The 14,461-nt window shown below is 63.8% G+C and carries 14 protein-coding genes; 5 read left to right on the top strand and 9 right to left on the bottom strand.

Annotated features, from left to right (window positions below; translation table 11 throughout):
- Nucleotides 1-4 precede the first annotated feature (4 nt).
- Nucleotides 5-1,612, top strand: a complete 1,608-nt coding sequence (locus HY921_08690) for a hypothetical protein (protein MBI5630946.1) — start codon at nucleotides 5-7, stop codon at nucleotides 1,610-1,612.
- The gene (locus tag HY921_08685) at nucleotides 1,609-2,301 is read left to right on the top strand and encodes a hypothetical protein (GenBank protein MBI5630945.1); all 693 of its coding nucleotides are present in this window, start codon (nucleotides 1,609-1,611) and stop codon (nucleotides 2,299-2,301) included. Before HY921_08690 ends, HY921_08685 begins: the two co-directional genes overlap by 4 nt.
- Here the strand turns inward: HY921_08685 and HY921_08680 are convergent, their stop codons facing one another.
- The 5 genes from HY921_08680 to gcvT are packed head-to-tail and all read right to left on the bottom strand — an operon-like array spanning nucleotide 2,302 to nucleotide 7,625.
- Nucleotides 2,302-2,532 (bottom strand): Lrp/AsnC ligand binding domain-containing protein, encoded by a 231-nt coding sequence (locus tag HY921_08680; protein ID MBI5630944.1) that lies wholly within the window; start codon nucleotides 2,530-2,532, stop codon nucleotides 2,302-2,304.
- 1 nt (nucleotide 2,533) lies between these two features.
- Nucleotides 2,534-3,202, bottom strand: a complete 669-nt coding sequence (locus HY921_08675) for a hypothetical protein (GenBank protein ID MBI5630943.1) — start codon at nucleotides 3,200-3,202, stop codon at nucleotides 2,534-2,536.
- A gap of 26 nt (nucleotides 3,203-3,228) precedes the next feature.
- Nucleotides 3,229-6,132: an aminomethyl-transferring glycine dehydrogenase gene (gcvP, locus tag HY921_08670; GenBank protein ID MBI5630942.1), complete on the bottom strand. Its 2,904-nt coding sequence runs from the start codon at nucleotides 6,130-6,132 to the stop codon at nucleotides 3,229-3,231.
- Entirely contained in the window at nucleotides 6,119-6,520 is a 402-nt protein-coding gene (gcvH, locus tag HY921_08665; GenBank protein MBI5630941.1) for a glycine cleavage system protein GcvH, read from the bottom strand. The genes gcvP and gcvH overlap by 14 nt, the downstream gene beginning before the upstream one ends.
- Nucleotides 6,507-7,625, bottom strand: a complete 1,119-nt coding sequence (gcvT, locus tag HY921_08660) for a glycine cleavage system aminomethyltransferase GcvT (GenBank protein MBI5630940.1) — start codon at nucleotides 7,623-7,625, stop codon at nucleotides 6,507-6,509. The genes gcvH and gcvT overlap by 14 nt, the downstream gene beginning before the upstream one ends.
- Nucleotides 7,626-7,690: 65 nt before the next feature.
- Between gcvT and HY921_08655 the strand changes: the two genes are divergently transcribed.
- A complete protein-coding gene (locus HY921_08655) occupies nucleotides 7,691-8,497 on the top strand; it encodes a hypothetical protein (protein MBI5630939.1) in 807 nt (268 codons plus the stop codon).
- 16 nt (nucleotides 8,498-8,513) lie between these two features.
- Here HY921_08655 and HY921_08650 read toward each other — a convergent pair whose 3' ends face one another.
- The 3 genes from HY921_08650 to HY921_08640 all read right to left on the bottom strand — a co-directional run bounded on the left by HY921_08650 (nucleotide 8,514) and on the right by HY921_08640 (nucleotide 10,494).
- Entirely contained in the window at nucleotides 8,514-8,819 is a 306-nt protein-coding gene (locus HY921_08650; GenBank protein MBI5630938.1) for a hypothetical protein, read from the bottom strand.
- 13 nt (nucleotides 8,820-8,832) lie between these two features.
- A complete protein-coding gene (locus HY921_08645) occupies nucleotides 8,833-9,033 on the bottom strand; it encodes a hypothetical protein (GenBank protein ID MBI5630937.1) in 201 nt (66 codons plus the stop codon).
- Nucleotides 9,034-9,126: 93 nt separating this feature from the next.
- A complete protein-coding gene (locus tag HY921_08640) occupies nucleotides 9,127-10,494 on the bottom strand; it encodes a hypothetical protein (protein MBI5630936.1) in 1,368 nt (455 codons plus the stop codon).
- A 103-nt stretch (nucleotides 10,495-10,597) separates the two neighbouring features.
- On the opposite strand from HY921_08640, the gene HY921_08635 reads away from it, so the two are divergent.
- Together HY921_08635 and HY921_08630 are read left to right on the top strand one after the other, a co-directional pair.
- Nucleotides 10,598-10,912 (top strand): ferredoxin family protein, encoded by a 315-nt coding sequence (locus HY921_08635; GenBank protein MBI5630935.1) that lies wholly within the window; start codon nucleotides 10,598-10,600, stop codon nucleotides 10,910-10,912.
- Nucleotides 10,913-10,998: 86 nt separating this feature from the next.
- Entirely contained in the window at nucleotides 10,999-12,369 is a 1,371-nt protein-coding gene (locus tag HY921_08630; GenBank protein MBI5630934.1) for a C40 family peptidase, read from the top strand.
- Between the two features lie 3 nt (nucleotides 12,370-12,372).
- Here HY921_08630 and HY921_08625 read toward each other — a convergent pair whose 3' ends face one another.
- Nucleotides 12,373-14,409 (bottom strand): hypothetical protein, encoded by a 2,037-nt coding sequence (locus HY921_08625; GenBank protein ID MBI5630933.1) that lies wholly within the window; start codon nucleotides 14,407-14,409, stop codon nucleotides 12,373-12,375.
- Nucleotides 14,410-14,461: the final 52 nt, after the last annotated feature.

The raw sequence follows: 14,461 nt of genomic DNA, 5'->3' as shown, positions 1-14,461 counted from the left end.
GCGAATGAAAGTGAAACCTCGGCTGGCCCTCGCCCTTTTTCTGGCCTCGGCCATCCGCCCCGCCTTTCTCCATGCCGGCTGGGCCTATCGCGGCAATTTCGCGACCAGGCAGGCGCGGCTCAACCTCGGCCGGTCGTACCTGGTGGCCACCGACCTGCGCCGGGCCTTCCTCAAGCGCGGCCCCGGCCGCTCTCCGGCGGGGCCTATCCTCAAGGCGATTTGGAGCATGCCCACGGGCGACGCCCTGAGGCAGAAGAAAATGGACGTGATCCTCTACGTTCTCCAGCAAGACTTCGGGATCACGGCGCGAAACCTGGCATTCAATCTGTTCAGGAGCCCGCTCTTATTGGAATTGGCCGAGGAAAGGGCCAAGGCCTACCTCGCGGAGTCCGCCGCCGAGCTGTGCCAGGAGGCCCAAAACCCGGGGGCGCTGGAGAATGACGAGGTCGAGGAGGCGATGCTGGGTCTGGGGCGCCTGTCCAAGTTCTACCTGGACTTCATAGAGGCCGAACAGGGGCAGGACATGGAACAGAGCTACCGGCTCCTGCTGCGAACGCACGCCCTGTCCCTCACGCACCGCAGCCAGGCCTTGTCCGGAGCCCTGCAGCGGATCATGGGAAACATAGACTCCGCCCTCCAGGATGAAATCACTTCAGTCCCCGCCGCGGTTATGGCCCAGTCCAGAGCGGCGGTTTCGCCCAACCTGGCCCGGGCCGCCGCGCGCGGCTTCAAGAAGCTCTCGGCCCGGGCCCCGCTCATGGCGGCCGACCAGGAGCTCTTCGCCCAGGCCTTCGTGGAACGGCACTATCGCGGCATGAAGCTTGCCGCGTCCCGGGGCCAAACCGCCCCGGCCGTGATCCTTCCCTCCTTCTTGAAAGGAATCAGGCTCGAGCCCGAGGTCGAGCTCGCGGCGCGCCGCGGGCGGCTCAAGCTCCATTTCATCGAGTCCAAGGAGGACGGCTTCCGGATCGTTCGGGAGCACCTTGAACGCTGGGGCGAAAGCCTCGCTGTCCTTCCCGTCATGTGGAACCGGGGCGAGGGGCTCAAGCCCCGGAGCGGCTTTAAGCCCGCCCAGCCCTGGCTCATGGTGGAGGATCTCATGGCTGCTTTTTCAGGAGGAGAAGCATCTAGGGCCGATTTCATCAAAACCCTCGCGCCGGCCTCCTTGCGCGGCGCGGCCGAATGGCCGGCCAGGCTCCGCCTCCCCCGGCCGTCCTTGCCAGGCAGAAAAACCTGGCAAGGCTTATTCCAGGAAATGAAATCCGCCAAGTTCATAGCCGGGTTGATCTTGACTTATCTTCTGCATTCCTACTGGGCTGATGCCATGGTCCGGCCCTATCTGAGATTCGCAGGCGAATACTTCTCTCCCTACCATGAGGCATTGAGGCATGAAAGTCCCGTCCCCGACATCTTCTCCTCCGCGCATATCTCCCTGATATTCATAGCGACCCTTGCCGGGGGCTTGGCGATGGGCGCCTGGATGGCACGGCGCACTCGGAGTCCGGAGGCCAAAACCGCGCCCCGGCTCATGAGCGTTTACTGGGCCACGGCCTTGGGGCTCCTCCTGGGGCTTTGGATCGGGGGCTGGCTGTGCCGGGGATTCGCGCTATGATGAAATCCGCCCTGCCGTTTTTGATGACGCTCTTCCTTGGACTCGGGACTATTCCGGCACGGGCCCAGGCGCCGGAGGCCGCACCCAAGGCCGTGTCCGAGTTCGACCATTTCGACCTCCGGTCGGCCAAGGCCCTATTCGAGAGGGCGGGCAAGCCCCGGCTCCACGGTAGCCGGATGCTCTACATTCTCTCGGCCATCGCCTCCAAAGAGGAGACGATTTACAACCCAAACGGAATCTGGAAGCAACTTGGACTCGAAAATTACGGCACCAAAAACATCCTTCCGGCGCTGGAATTCAGGGTGGACGACAACCCCTTCCTGAAGAAGAAACGCTGGGAGCTCTACACCAGCAAGCTCTTCATGGACGAGCAGGACCTTGGACGCTACCACCAGCAGTTGGAGACCTCTCGCGCGGACTACTCCGGAAACTCCATAGAGCTAGCGGGTCCCGTCGCCGTCTTGCGCCGGGGCCGATCGCTGGCCTTCGAGTGGACCTACTCCATGCTTCCGGCCGAGAACGCCAATTACCGCGAAAGCTCCTGCCGCTTGGCGCATCGCTGCCGGTTCGCGGATGAAAAGGGCTACCTGCTCCTCTGCCAGGTTCTCCACACCCACTACAAGGAGAGCCAGCTCTCCTTCGCGGAGGTCTACTACGAGGGCTACTTCCGCTGGCGGGTGATGCCCTAGCTAAAGGTTCGTGGTGACCAAGGTCTCGGTGCTCGAGACCCCGTCCACGCCGCGCACGCGGCTGACGACCAGGCCGCAGAGCTTGTCCATGGTGTCGGCCTCGGCGCTCAGGATCACGTCCCAGCTCCCGAAGGTCACGAACACCTCGCTGACCCCCTGCACCGCGCGGATATTTTGAATGGCCTTCTGCTCCTTGCCCGGCGACAGCCTGCACAGCACGAAAGCTCTCATGCTACCTCCTTTGATTCCATTCCATTGAAAGGTATTTCCCGGACAGCTCACGGCCCTTGAGAAGCCAGGCCGGCTCCAGCTCTTGCCCGGGCTCGATACCCCACTGCCTTGCCAGCCCCCGCACCAAAGCCCCCTCAATCTCCGCGCGCGGCCGGCCCAAGAGCTCGGGACGCAACGACCCCTGGTAAAGCCCGCGCCCGTGGCGGCGCCTCAAGGCCCCGCCTAATATCTTGCGGCCCTCGGCGTCCACCAAATCCATGGGCTCCGGCCCCGTAAAGCACTGTTTCTCCAAGTCCGCCGAAGCTTTCCCGCCGCGCGGCGACCATAGGAAGGCCTCCATGCCGTATTCCTTGAGCCCCAGATGGGCCCCGCGATGGATGTTCTTGTAGACCAGGCACGGCGCGCAAAGCCTGTCCCAGGCAAAGCAGAGGGAAAAGGTCACGTCCCCATCGTGAAAGACCACCCCTCCCCCCGTGGCTCGGCGCGCCAGAAGAGCCGCTCCCAAGCCCTTGTCGGCGGCCGCCTTTAGGGCGTAGGCCCAAGCCTGGGAATAGCCGAAAGTCACGGCCGGGCCCTTCCAGCGGTAAAAGCGCAGGATCAGGCTTTCGGGGCTAGACAAGGAGAGGATCGCCTCGTCCAAGGCCATCTGCTCGTAAACGTCTAAAAGCATAGGGGGAAAGCCTAAATTTTAAGGAATTAAGTAACTGTCACCGAATTGCACGAGCAGATGAAGTTGCGGTCTCCATAGGCCCCGTCGATGCGGCCCACGGGCGGCCAAAATTTGCGCTGCCGCGTCCAGGGGGCCGGGCAAACGGCCTTTTCCCGCGAATAGGGGTGCCGCCACGAATCGCCGACCGCCTCGAGGGCGGTGTGGGGAGAATTCTTGAGGCAGTTGTCGGCGCGGTCGGCCTTGCCCTCCTCGACCTCGGCGATCTCGCGCCGGATGGACAAGAGGGCCTCGCAAAAGCGGTCGAGCTCTCCCTTGGATTCGCTCTCGGTGGGCTCGACCATGAAAGTGCCGGAAATCGGCCAGGAAACCGTGGGGGCATGGAAGCCGTAGTCCATGAGCCTCTTGGCCACGTCCTCGACCTGGATATCGGCCGAGGCCTTGAAGGCGCGCAGGTCCAGGATGCATTCATGCGCCACCAGGCCCGAGCGCCCCTTGAAAAGCACGGGATAAGCCGAGGAGAGCCTCTTGGCCGCGTAGTTGGCGTTCAGGATCGCGATTTCCGAGGCGCGGCGCAGGCCCTCGGGGCCCATCTGGGCGATGTAGGACCAGGAAATGGAGAGGATAGAGGCCGAGCCCCAGGGCGCGGCCGAGACCGGGCCGATCCCTTGCGCGCCACCCACGGGTGCCGCAGGATGGCGGGGCAGGTACTCGGACAGATGCTTGGCCACGGCGATGGGGCCCATCCCGGGCCCGCCGCCGCCGTGGGGGATGCAGAAAGTCTTGTGAAGATTCAAGTGGCAGACATCCGCGCCTATGTCTCCCGGCCGGCAGAGCCCCACCTGGGCGTTCATGTTGGCCCCGTCCATGTAGACCAGCCCCCCGTGGGAGTGCACGACCTCGCAGATATCCTTGATGCCCTCCTCGAAGACCCCAAAAGTCGAGGGGTAGGTGACCATGAGCGCGGCCAAATCCGCCGCGTGCTCGCGCGCCTTGGCCTTGAGGTCCGAGAGATCTATGTCTCCCTGCGGGCTCGTGGCCACGGGCACGATCGCAAATCCCGCCATGGCGGCCGAGGCCGGGTTGGTGCCGTGGGCCGACTGGGGAATGAGGCAGACCTTTCGCCGGCTCTCGCCGCGCGCCTCATGGTAGCGGGAGATGACGAGCAGTCCCGCGTATTCCCCCTGGGAGCCGGCGTTGGGCTGAAGGGAGACCGCGGCAAACCCCGTGATCTCGGCCAGCCACGACTCCAAATCCTTGAACAAGGCCCGGTAACCCTGGGCCTGGTCCGCGGGGGCGAAGGGGTGGAGTTGGTTCAACTCCGGCCAGGTGATGGGAAGCATCTCGGAAGCCGCGTTGAGCTTCATGGTGCAGGAGCCCAGGGGGATCATCGAGGCGGTCAAGGAGAGATCCTTGGCCTCCAGGCGCTTTAAGTAGCGCAGCATCTCCGTCTCGGAGCGATAGCTGTTGAAAACCGGATGGGCGAGATAAGGCGTCGAGCGCTTGAGCCCCGCTGGAATCACCTCCGGAAGAGCCGGCATGAGATCCTCCGGAGCGAAGGGAACGGGCTTCCCCAAAGAGAAAACCCCCCACAGCTCGCGCACGTCCCTTTCCGAGACGGTCTCGTCGAGCGCGATCGTGACGGCTCCGGGAAGGACGCGAAGGTTGATGCCCCGTTCCAGGGCCACCTTCAGGATCTTCCGGGCCGGCTCGTCGGCAAGCCGCACCGCGACCGTGTCAAAGAAAGGCTCCTCGCCCACCCGGTGGCCCAGGCGCCTCAAGCCCTCGGCCAGGAGCACAGCAAGGGCGTGCACGCGCCGCGCGATGCGCTCCAGGCCCCGGGGGCCGTGATAGACCGCGTACATGCTGGCGGTGACGGCCAAGAGCACCTGGGCCGTGCAGATGTTGCTCGTGGCCTTCTCTCGGCGGATATGCTGCTCTCGCGTCTGCAGGGCCAGGCGCAGGGCGGGACTCCCCGCCGAGTCCTTGGAAACCCCGACCACTCGTCCCGGCATCTGGCGCTTGTAGGCGTCCTTCACCGCGAAATAGGCCGCGTGCGGGCCGCCGTAGCCCAACGGCACGCCGAAGCGCTGGGCGCTTCCCACCGCGATGTCGGCGCCGAGTTCTCCCGGGGACTTGAGGAGCGTCAGACTCAAGAGATCAGCGGCCACGATGGCGAGAGCCCCGGCCTCGCGGGCCTTGGCGCACAAGGCGGAATAATCCCGTATCCTGCCGTCGGTCGCGGGATACTGTAGGAGGACGCCGAAGGGCTTCCTAGAAAAATCGAAGGCCGCGGGGTCGCCGACGCAGACCTCCAGCCCCAAGGCCCGGGCCCGGGTGCGCACGACCTCGAGGGTCTGCGGATGGCAGTCCTCGGCCGCGAAGAAAAGCTTGGAGGATCCCTGGGCGGCCGCGCGGGCCAGAGACATGGCCTCGGCGGCGGCGGTACCCTCGTCGAGAAGAGAGGCGTTGGCCACCGCGAGGCCGGTCAAATCCATGACCATGGTCTGGAAATTGAGGAGAGCCTCCAATCGCCCCTGCGATATTTCGGCCTGGTAGGGAGTGTAAGCCGTGTACCAGCCGGGATTTTCCAGGATATTGCGCTGGATCACGGGAGGGGTGACGCAGTTGGAGTAGCCCATCCCGATATAGGAGCGGAAAATCTTGTTTTTGCCGGCGAGTTCCCGCAAGCGCTTCAAGGCCTCGGCCTCGCTCAAGGCCTGGGGAAGGCTCAAGTCTTTCTTAAGCCGGATGGAGGCCGGGACCACGGCCTCGATGAGGGCCTCGAGGTTGGGATAGCCCAGGAAGCGGAGCATCTCGCCCTGCTCCTCCGGGCTCGGGCCCAAATGCCGCGAGAGGAACAAGTCCTCCGCGGGGCAGCGGCTCTCCGGGAGAGTCAGGCCCGGCTCGACGGCTGTTTTAGTGGCTGGCATGCCCGGCGTCTGTTTTTAAGAATTCCTCGTATTGATCCGCGCTCATGAGGGCCTCGAGCTCGGCGGAAGCGCTGGGCTCGATCTGGAACAGCCAGCCCTCCTCGTGGGGCGAGCGATTGATCAAGGCGGGGTCCTTGGCCAGGGCCTCGTTGACGGCCGCGATCCGGCCCGAGGCCGGTGCGTAGATGTCGAAGGCCGCCTTCACCGATTCCACCACGCATACGGCCTCGCCCTGGCGCGCCTGGCGCCCGACCTTGGGCAACTCCACGAAGACCACGTCCGTGATCTCCTTCTGGGCGTGGTCCGAGATTCCGACCAGGACCTTGCCGTCCTTGAGGCAGGCCCACTCGTGGGATTTCATGAAACGGCAGGATTTAGGCTTTGGCATTTTTCGTTCCTCGGCTGTAAAAAGGGGGCTTCACGATCTCGGCCGGGACCTGGCGGCCGTGAATCTTGACCTCCACTTGGGCTCCAGGCCCCAGATCCGGACGGGAAAGGTAGCCAACGCCGATCCCGGCCTGGAGGCTCGGAGAGAAGGTGGCGCTGCACAAGGCCCCGCAAACCTCCCCCTCGACCAGGACCTCGGCCCCGGCCCTGGGCACACCGGGCTCCAGGAGCTTGATCCCGGTAAGGCGCCTTTTGAGCCCTTCTCTCTTATGCATGAGGAGGGCTTGCTTTCCTATGAAATCGCCTTTCTCAAGCTTGACCACCCAGCCGTAATCCGCCTCGAAACTGGTGTGGTCCTCGTCTATGTCCTGGCCGTAGAGCAGGTACCCGGCCTCCAAGCGCAAGGTGTCGCGTGCGCCCAGGCCGCAGGGCATAAGCCCGAAGGAGCGCCCCTTGGCCAGCATGTCGTCCCAGACCCGGGAAATGATTTCGGCCGGGGCGATGATCTCGAAACCGTCCTCCCCGGTATAACCGGTGCGGGTGATCACCCCGGGCTGGTCGAAAATGGAAAGCTCCAAGGCCCCGAACCTCGGCAAATCCTGCACCTGGGGGAAATCGAGCCCCATGAGGCGGGAGGCCTCGGGCCCCTGGACCGCGACCATGCCGTAGAGGTCGCTCGCGTTCTCTAGCTCGACCTTGAAGCCTTGCGCCTGGGCTTGAAGCCATCGGAAGTCCTTCTCCAGCGTGGCGGCATTGACCACGATGAGGTAACGGTCAGGAGCCAGGCAGGAGATGATGACGTCGTCCACGACCCCGCCCCTCTCATTGGGCAGGTGGGAATACACGGCCTTGCCCGGACCGATGCGGGAGACGTCGTTGGTGTTCGTCTTTTGGAGGAACGCCAAGGCCTGCGGGCCGCGGGCCCAGATCTGCCCCATGTGGGAAACGTCGAATATGCCGCACGAGGAGCGCACGGCCTGGTGTTCCTTGAGGATGCCCTGGTACTGGATGGGAAGCTCCCAGCCGTGGAAATCCACGAGGCGCGCGCCCAAGGCCTTATGGGCGTCGTATAAAGCGGTCCGGCGCGGTTGCGTGGCGAACGTCACCTTATGAAAATAGCAAATAAGGAAGCTCCCTTGACAGAGGCAAGCAAGCCTGACATACTTGCGGCATGTCCTCCCAAGAGCCGCGCAGCAGCTTTGGCGCCGGGGTCTTGGCGGCCCTGGCCATAGCAGGCTCCGCGCTGGGGGCGCTCATATTCCAGCATCTGCAGAACAGGCAGGCCGGACTCGACAAGACCGGCTTTGACATCTCCGAAACCTCCCAAGCGCCGCGTCGCGCGGCCTCCTCGTCGGCCTCGGCAACGCCGGCCCAGTCGGGCCTGGGCATGGTCAAGACCGGGATGCCGGGCTTCTCTTTGGGGCTCAAGGCCCCTCCCCCGGCGGCGCGCAAGGCCGCGGCCTCCGTCACGGAGCTGGCCCGGGCCAACGAATCCAGGATCCGGGGCCTGGCCATGGCCTACACCAAGCGCTACCTGGTGATCGCCCAGTACGGGCGGGATTGGATGAGCCACCCCGACTTAAAGAAGCTCAACGACGACTACATGAAAGACCACGACCCGGTCAAGTTCATGCGCGGCCTGGCCTCCTCGCGGAATTTCGGGGCCATGGTCAAGAAATACGCGACCAAGCCCGAGGTCCAGGCCTTCACCCGGGACGCCATCAAGAACGCCCCCGGACAGTTGATCTCGGCGGCCTCGGAATTCCTCAACGAGGACAAGGTGGTCAAGAAGCTGGTCGACAACGTGGCCCAATCCTTGGGCCTGCCCACCGGCCTATTCTCCTGGGGAGGCGGGGACTCGGAGCCCAAGGTGGACGAGAAGGCCGTGATGAACTCCGTGATGCAGGGCAACCCCGACCTTCAGAAGGCCTTGGGCAACCCCGAGGTGCAGAAGCGCCTGCAGAATACGAGCCGCTGAATCCCCGGCACTATTACTACTGGCCTGAAATGACCTGCGGCGGGTTCTTGGGTCCGTTGTCGGCAGGCTGCACCGGCTGGGATGACGCTCCCTGATTCCTTCCGCCCTCGTCGCACAGGGAGCAGCCGTTGGAGTCCTTGGCGGTCCGGTGGTACCGCTGGCAGGGAGGGCAGCTCCCCCCGGGCTTGGCGTTGGACTCCTCGGCCGATCCCCCTCCGCCCCCGCACATGCTCCCGCCCATGTCCCCTCCGCTGCAGGCCAGGGCTCCGTAAAAGGAGGCCGCCAGAACGACTATTCCCGTCCGCAGAATCCAGTGGCGCATAGGTTCCCCCGTGTCAACCGCAATTGCTCGAGCCGGCCTGCTGCTCGTTGGCCTGCTTGCACATTTGGCAATTCTTGCTCGAAGGGTTGGTGCACTCCAAAGTGCAGTCCTTTTGAGGAGCGGAGGAGCCACCCCCTCCCATGCACCCGACAAACCCCAGGCCGAAGCCCAAGGTGAACAGGATGGGAAGAAGCCTCAAGAAGAGCTTGGCCATAGTGCCTCCTGAAGATGAGCGGTTCATAGTCCGTCATAGTGTACGGCCCCAGGCTTACCCTGTCAATAGAAAACGCCGTTTTTATTCATCTTTTTACCATCCCGCCACGATGGAAAATGCCGTTTGGTAGATGTCCACAAGGCCTATGGAGGTGACGGAGCGCGTCGAGGCCCGGGCCATGGTCCAGTAGGAGTACTCCACCTTGAACTGGAAATGCTCATTTAAGCGCCAGTTGACCGCGGCCGTGTATTTGTCAAGGCGCCGGGTGACCCGGAGGGGTGCTGGCCCGATCGCGTTGACCGAGGGATAGGTCGTCCCGTTGATGACGGGGTTGAGGAAGAGGTCGAGGATGGGGCCGCGGCGGAATATCTGGTTAAAGACCAGCACCCCGGTCACGCGCTCGCCCAACGCGGGTTTGCGGATCAAGGGAAATGAGGCCTGGAGGAAATAGCCGTAGTCGGTCTCGAAGTCGCGTATCTGCTGGACCGGGGCCGCTATGGCCCCGTTGACCGCCAAGGGCGAAAGGAACTGGGTCTGGCTGTACATGTACTCGCCGGAGAAGTTGAAGCCCTTGTAGTCGAAGGAAAGGTCGGCCCCGTACATCTGGTAGTTGAGTGTGCCCTCGAGCTCGTACTGCCCCCCCATCCCCGAGAAGCCGAGGCTCATGCCGGTCAGATCGAGGGACCGCTCCGGCACCGGCCAGGGCAGGCGCACGTCCCCCAAGGCGAAGACGACGCGGCCGCCCAAGGACTTGGAGTTGTTGTTGTCGGCCAGGTTGTTGTTTTGATGCCCGAAGTCGATCGTCACTCCATTGTCAGGAACGGAGGGAATGCCCAAATTGTCCGTGTTGGGGAAGGTCCTTTGCCGGTTGTTGGACTCTCCCAGGCCGTTCACCACGAAGAAGGTGAGCTCGCTCGGGATCAGGGGATGGAAAACCGGGGGATAATAGCTGATCCTGCCGCCCACGTCGGTGTAGCCCGAGCTCACGGGAGGACGCGGGGAATTTAAGCGGACCACGAGGTCGAGACTGTCGGGCGAGGCGTAGAGAAGGGGCCTTGTCACCGCCAGAAAGTCCTCCGGCCTGTAGAGCTCGTTGTAGCGCCCGAAGGGCACCAGGAATTTCCCGAGCTGGACCATGACATGGTCCAGGCGCCGGTACTGGAAATTGAGCTGGTTGAGCTGCGGGCTGCCGCGCCCGGCCGTGGGCATGTGCCATTCCGCCTGGACGGGGATGCCCTCGAGGAACGGCCCCTCGAGCCCGAAGTACATGTCGGCGAGATAAACCTCGTTCTGTATCTGGGTCTCGAAGCCCGGCTTGCGGGGGCCGACGTTGCGCCAGTTAAGAGAGAGGCTGCCCCGCCCGCGCAGGCGCGAAAGGCGCTTGAAGAAATCCGAAACCTCGCCCGGCGATGTTTCGGAGGCGGGAGGCGGAGCCGCCGCGGCCGCCGACGAGAGAAGCATCAAAAAAAGCGCGCGTTGACACGCTTTTGCAAAAGAGATATGATGAACTCGTCTCACGATTTGGCTGGAGTATAGCACTTTTTCCAAGGGGGAACTGAATCTCATGGCGCACGTCATCGGCGAAGCTTGTTTGGGCGAGGTCTACGCGGCCTGCGTGGACGTCTGCCCCGTGGAATGCATCCATCCCGGAGATTACCAAGGCCAAAAGTTCATGATCATAGACCCGGAGGTCTGCATCGACTGCGGCGTCTGCCTGCCGGAGTGCCCGATCGGCGCAATCGTGGGCTCGGTGGACGAGAACCCGGAATGGGCCAAGGTCAACGCGGAGCTGACCACGCAATTCAAGGGAAACCCCAAGGTCACCCCGCGCCCGCCCAACGACCCGCCGCTCAAAGCCACCAACAAGCTCGTCAAATAGTTGATTTGCCCAGAAAAGGCCGAACAGCCGCCTTATGGTTGTTCGGCCTTTTCCTTTCCTTCCGGACTCCGGATCGCCTCCATGCCATGAGCTACAGCCTAGTCCATCGCACGCCCTTGGACGTCGCGGGCTCCAAGACCGAGGGGCTGCGCCCCGTCCCATTCGAGGAAGGGCTATTCGCCGCGAGCGGCCCCCAGGCCCTGCTGGAATCCCCGATCTTGGAGGCCCCCTTCCCATTCGGGGATTTGGCGGGCTCCTGGGATGCGGTGGTCCCCCAAGGGGGCTCCCTTGAGATGCAAGCCCAAGTACGCGCGGGAGGCGACTGGTCCCCCTGGTTCAGCCTGGGCCGCGCCGAGGGCGAACGTTTTTTTTCCGCAGACAGGCAGGAGAGCGGCTTCGGCTGGGTGAACGTAGACACATTGAAGCTCAAGCGTCCCGCGAGCGCCATGCGCTACCGATTCATTCTCAAGGGGGGCTCCCGACCCGTGCTTTTGCGCCTGGCCGCGGCGACCGTCTCGGATTCGGAACCCGCGGCCTTGGGCGCCTTCCGGCCGGGCCCCTGGGTGCGCGAGCTCAAGGGGCGGAGGCTCTCGGTCGGGATCGCCGCCGCGGACCTATGGTCCAGTCCCCGGCAAGGGGAGCATCTTTCCCAGCTCCTGTACGGCGAACAGACCTCCATCATGGAAGTGAAAGGCAATTGGGTGCGGGTCATGGCCCTGGAACAGGGCCATTTTTCGGCCGGCGGAAAATGGCGGGGCTATTCCGGCTGGATTCGGGCCGACTCCCTGCGCTTTGGACCCGCGCCGGGGCCCAACGCCGTGGTCTCGACGCGGCAGGCCCTGGCCCATACGGGCGAGAAAACCGTGGTTTTCTCTCTGGGCACCAGGCTGCTGAGGGTTTCCCAGTCGGGGAAATCCTCCGTGGTGCGCCTCTTGGACGGGAGTCTTGCCGAGATGGATTCGGCCGACCTCAGCCCCACCCCTTTCCCAGTGAAACTGAATGTTCGGGCCCGCATCATTAAATCGGCGGAGCTCTTCTTGGGCGCAAATTACTACTGGGGAGGCCGCTCGGGCGTCCAGGCCGACCCGGGGCTGGGGGTGGACTGCTCGGGGCTGGTGAGCCTCGCCTACCGGGCCTGCGGGATGGACCTGCCCAGAGACGCCCATGACCAGAAGCTCAAAAGCGCCCCGGTTTCAAGGCGTGAACTGCGCCCCGCGGATCTGGTTTTCTTGAGCGGCGGCGCTTCCTCCCGGAAAATCACCCATGTCATGATCTACACCGGTGGAGACGGGCTCATCGAAAGCCGACAGAATCCCGGCAAGACCTTGCGCTCCTCGTTCCAGGAGAGATTCAGAAAGCCCCGGAGCGAAATCGAGTCGGGAGATATCCTGACAGACTATTCTTTGCCCAAGCCCCGCCTGCGCCGGATATTTTTCGGTGCCTTCCTCAAGGACTGAGGATCAATCCCGAAGCAAGGCATCGAGGGCCGCCGAGTAGCCGGTCCGCCGAGCGGCGCCCGCGTTCCAGCCGGTATGAACCGCGCCCTTGTCGGTGCGGTTGTCGAGCCCCATATGGATCGCCTCGTATATGAAGTTGGACAGGTCCGGCTTGCCTTCCGGCGCGGCCCGGCCGTAAAAGAAGCGGGCCAGGACTTGCGTGAGCGCCGGGTCCCTCTCCACGTAGGCAGGCATAAAGGCGGGCTCGGGCAGGCGCCCGAAGCCTTTAACGGGAGCGTGGTCCACCATGCGGTGGGCGCGCACCTGGGGGTCTATGTGAAAGCTGAGGGGGGCAAAAGCGCGGCTCACCATGTCCTGCCCCTTCTCGGCCATGAACCTGGCCAAGGGGTGCCAATGGTCGCGGTAGGTCTGCACGTCGAATTGGCTTCCCATGAGATGGGCCAAGGCCATGGCCATGCTGCAGTAGGCCTTGCCCAACGTATTGTCGAAGCCGTAGGCGAAACTGACCCCCATGGTCATGAGCATGGCTTCCAGGGCCCGGGCCGCATTGGCGTTGATGGCCTCTAGGAGCTCTACGGCCCTCTCGCGGGGAATCGCGGCGAGGGCCTCGTACTCTTCTCGATTGATGAGGGAAGGCCATTTTCCCCCATTGGAAGCGTATACGAATTCGCGATAGCCGCGCTCCCGGTGCTGTTTTCGGAAGGCCTCCCAGACCTTGTCCGCCCCCCGGGTGCTCCATCCGAACCTCAGGAAAAATCCCGGGGAGAATTGGTCCGCGATCCCGACCTTGCGGATGCCGCCCGGACCCTTGTTGGGGTAGATGTCCATGGCCCAGGCCATGGCGATCCCATCGGCCTTCTCCACCACGGCCATGCCGAGGTGCGTGTAGCCCCGGGTGAAAACCCGCCACTGCGAAACCCATAGGCGCGTTCGGCGGGCAAACCGCGCGGCCGCGTTCCTCCAGCCCCCTCCCATGGAAACCTTGGGCTCGACCTTGGGGTTGATGAGAAGCGGGAGCAATCCCCCGAACAGCCTTTCCCGCCAGGCCCGCCACCAAAGCCTCCAGTCGGGCATCACCGCGAAGGTGATCTCGGCGGCCTCCCTGCCGGCCCCGCCGCGCTCGCTTAGGAAGTCGCCTGTCGCGACCTTGATGCGCACGGGCCTCTCGGGGTTTCCCTCATCGTGAAGGAGCAAGGTGTCCCCCACGAAGTTCTCGATGTAGAGGCCGCGCGTCCGCAGCTTATTGCTCAAATCGTCCTCCACCTCGGGCTTGCCCTTGAGCCTGGCGTAGCGCACCAAGGACGCGGCCAAGGCCCGGCCCGCGTAATGGGTCTGGCCCATCTCTGGGTCCGTGTAAAAAGGAAGGACCAAACTCTCGACATGGGCTCGGACCCCCTCGACGCGAGCCGCGAACGCGGCATCCCCGCGCCCGGCTTCGAGGGCCTTCACATGCCCTTTCAGCTCTTTCGGGGCGTAAATGGTTTTTACCGTGTCCGACAGCCGCTGGTCGGTTTGCAGCTTGATGTCCTGCATGGTGCTTTGGACAAGCCAAGCCGTGATGTCCTCCTTGCTTTGACTGGCTATGTAAGGCGGCAAAGAGGAAGGCGGGGTCAAGGGCTTCAGGTCCAGCCAGCGCGCGGCGAGCTCCGCCGCGGCCTCCAGCGATTGATGGGAGAATTTCTGTTCCGCGAGCCCCGCCATGACCTCCGCCGCATACTTGCGCGCGGCGTTGAACACCTGATAGCGCTGGGCGTTGAATCGCAGAACCTTGCCGGGGCCGGTGTTGGGGCCATGGGCTTTGGCGGAAACAGCGGCGACGGTCGAGTAATCTCGAAAGCCCACCTTCTCCAAGAAAACCCCGTACTCCGCCCGCGCGGCCGATCCGTCGTAAATGGCGGAAGCCGGCCGCTCGAAGACGGGACTAGCCCAGGAGTCGCCCGAAAGGACTGATATTCTGACCGCCTCATGGCCGGCCGACCAAGACCGGCCGGGCGAGAGGGCCGACATCGCGCAAAAGAGAAGAAGTCCGGCGGGATTCATGAGCGAATGCTAGCAATTAGCCATCGGCGGGCCTTAGGCCTCTTGGCCCGCC

It is taken from the genome of Elusimicrobiota bacterium, from assembly GCA_016218575.1.
Taxonomy (GTDB): Bacteria; Elusimicrobiota; Elusimicrobia; order UBA1565; family UBA9628; genus JACRDN01.
Note: the sequence above shows the minus strand (reverse complement) of the source record. Positions and strands in the feature narration are given on the sequence as shown.

Bases quoted from the DNA above. Each gene is read 5' to 3' on its own strand.
- HY921_08690 (MBI5630946.1), top strand. From the start codon at position 5: ATGAAAGTGAAACCTCGGCTGGCCCTCGCCCTTTTTCTGGCCTCGGCC.
- gcvH (MBI5630941.1), bottom strand. From the start codon at position 6,520: ATGCCAAAGCCTAAATCCTGCCGTTTCATGAAATCCCACGAGTGGGCC.
- HY921_08685 (MBI5630945.1), top strand. From the start codon at position 1,609: ATGATGAAATCCGCCCTGCCGTTTTTGATGACGCTCTTCCTTGGACTC.
- HY921_08645 (MBI5630937.1), bottom strand. From the start codon at position 9,033: ATGGCCAAGCTCTTCTTGAGGCTTCTTCCCATCCTGTTCACCTTGGGC.
- gcvP (MBI5630942.1), bottom strand. From the start codon at position 6,132: ATGCCAGCCACTAAAACAGCCGTCGAGCCGGGCCTGACTCTCCCGGAG.
- HY921_08680 (MBI5630944.1), bottom strand. From the start codon at position 2,532: ATGAGAGCTTTCGTGCTGTGCAGGCTGTCGCCGGGCAAGGAGCAGAAG.
- HY921_08655 (MBI5630939.1), top strand. From the start codon at position 7,691: ATGTCCTCCCAAGAGCCGCGCAGCAGCTTTGGCGCCGGGGTCTTGGCG.
- HY921_08675 (MBI5630943.1), bottom strand. From the start codon at position 3,202: ATGCTTTTAGACGTTTACGAGCAGATGGCCTTGGACGAGGCGATCCTC.
- HY921_08630 (MBI5630934.1), top strand. From the start codon at position 10,999: ATGAGCTACAGCCTAGTCCATCGCACGCCCTTGGACGTCGCGGGCTCC.
- HY921_08650 (MBI5630938.1), bottom strand. From the start codon at position 8,819: ATGCGCCACTGGATTCTGCGGACGGGAATAGTCGTTCTGGCGGCCTCC.
- HY921_08640 (MBI5630936.1), bottom strand. From the start codon at position 10,494: ATGCTTCTCTCGTCGGCGGCCGCGGCGGCTCCGCCTCCCGCCTCCGAA.
- HY921_08635 (MBI5630935.1), top strand. From the start codon at position 10,598: ATGGCGCACGTCATCGGCGAAGCTTGTTTGGGCGAGGTCTACGCGGCC.
- HY921_08625 (MBI5630933.1), bottom strand. From the start codon at position 14,409: ATGAATCCCGCCGGACTTCTTCTCTTTTGCGCGATGTCGGCCCTCTCG.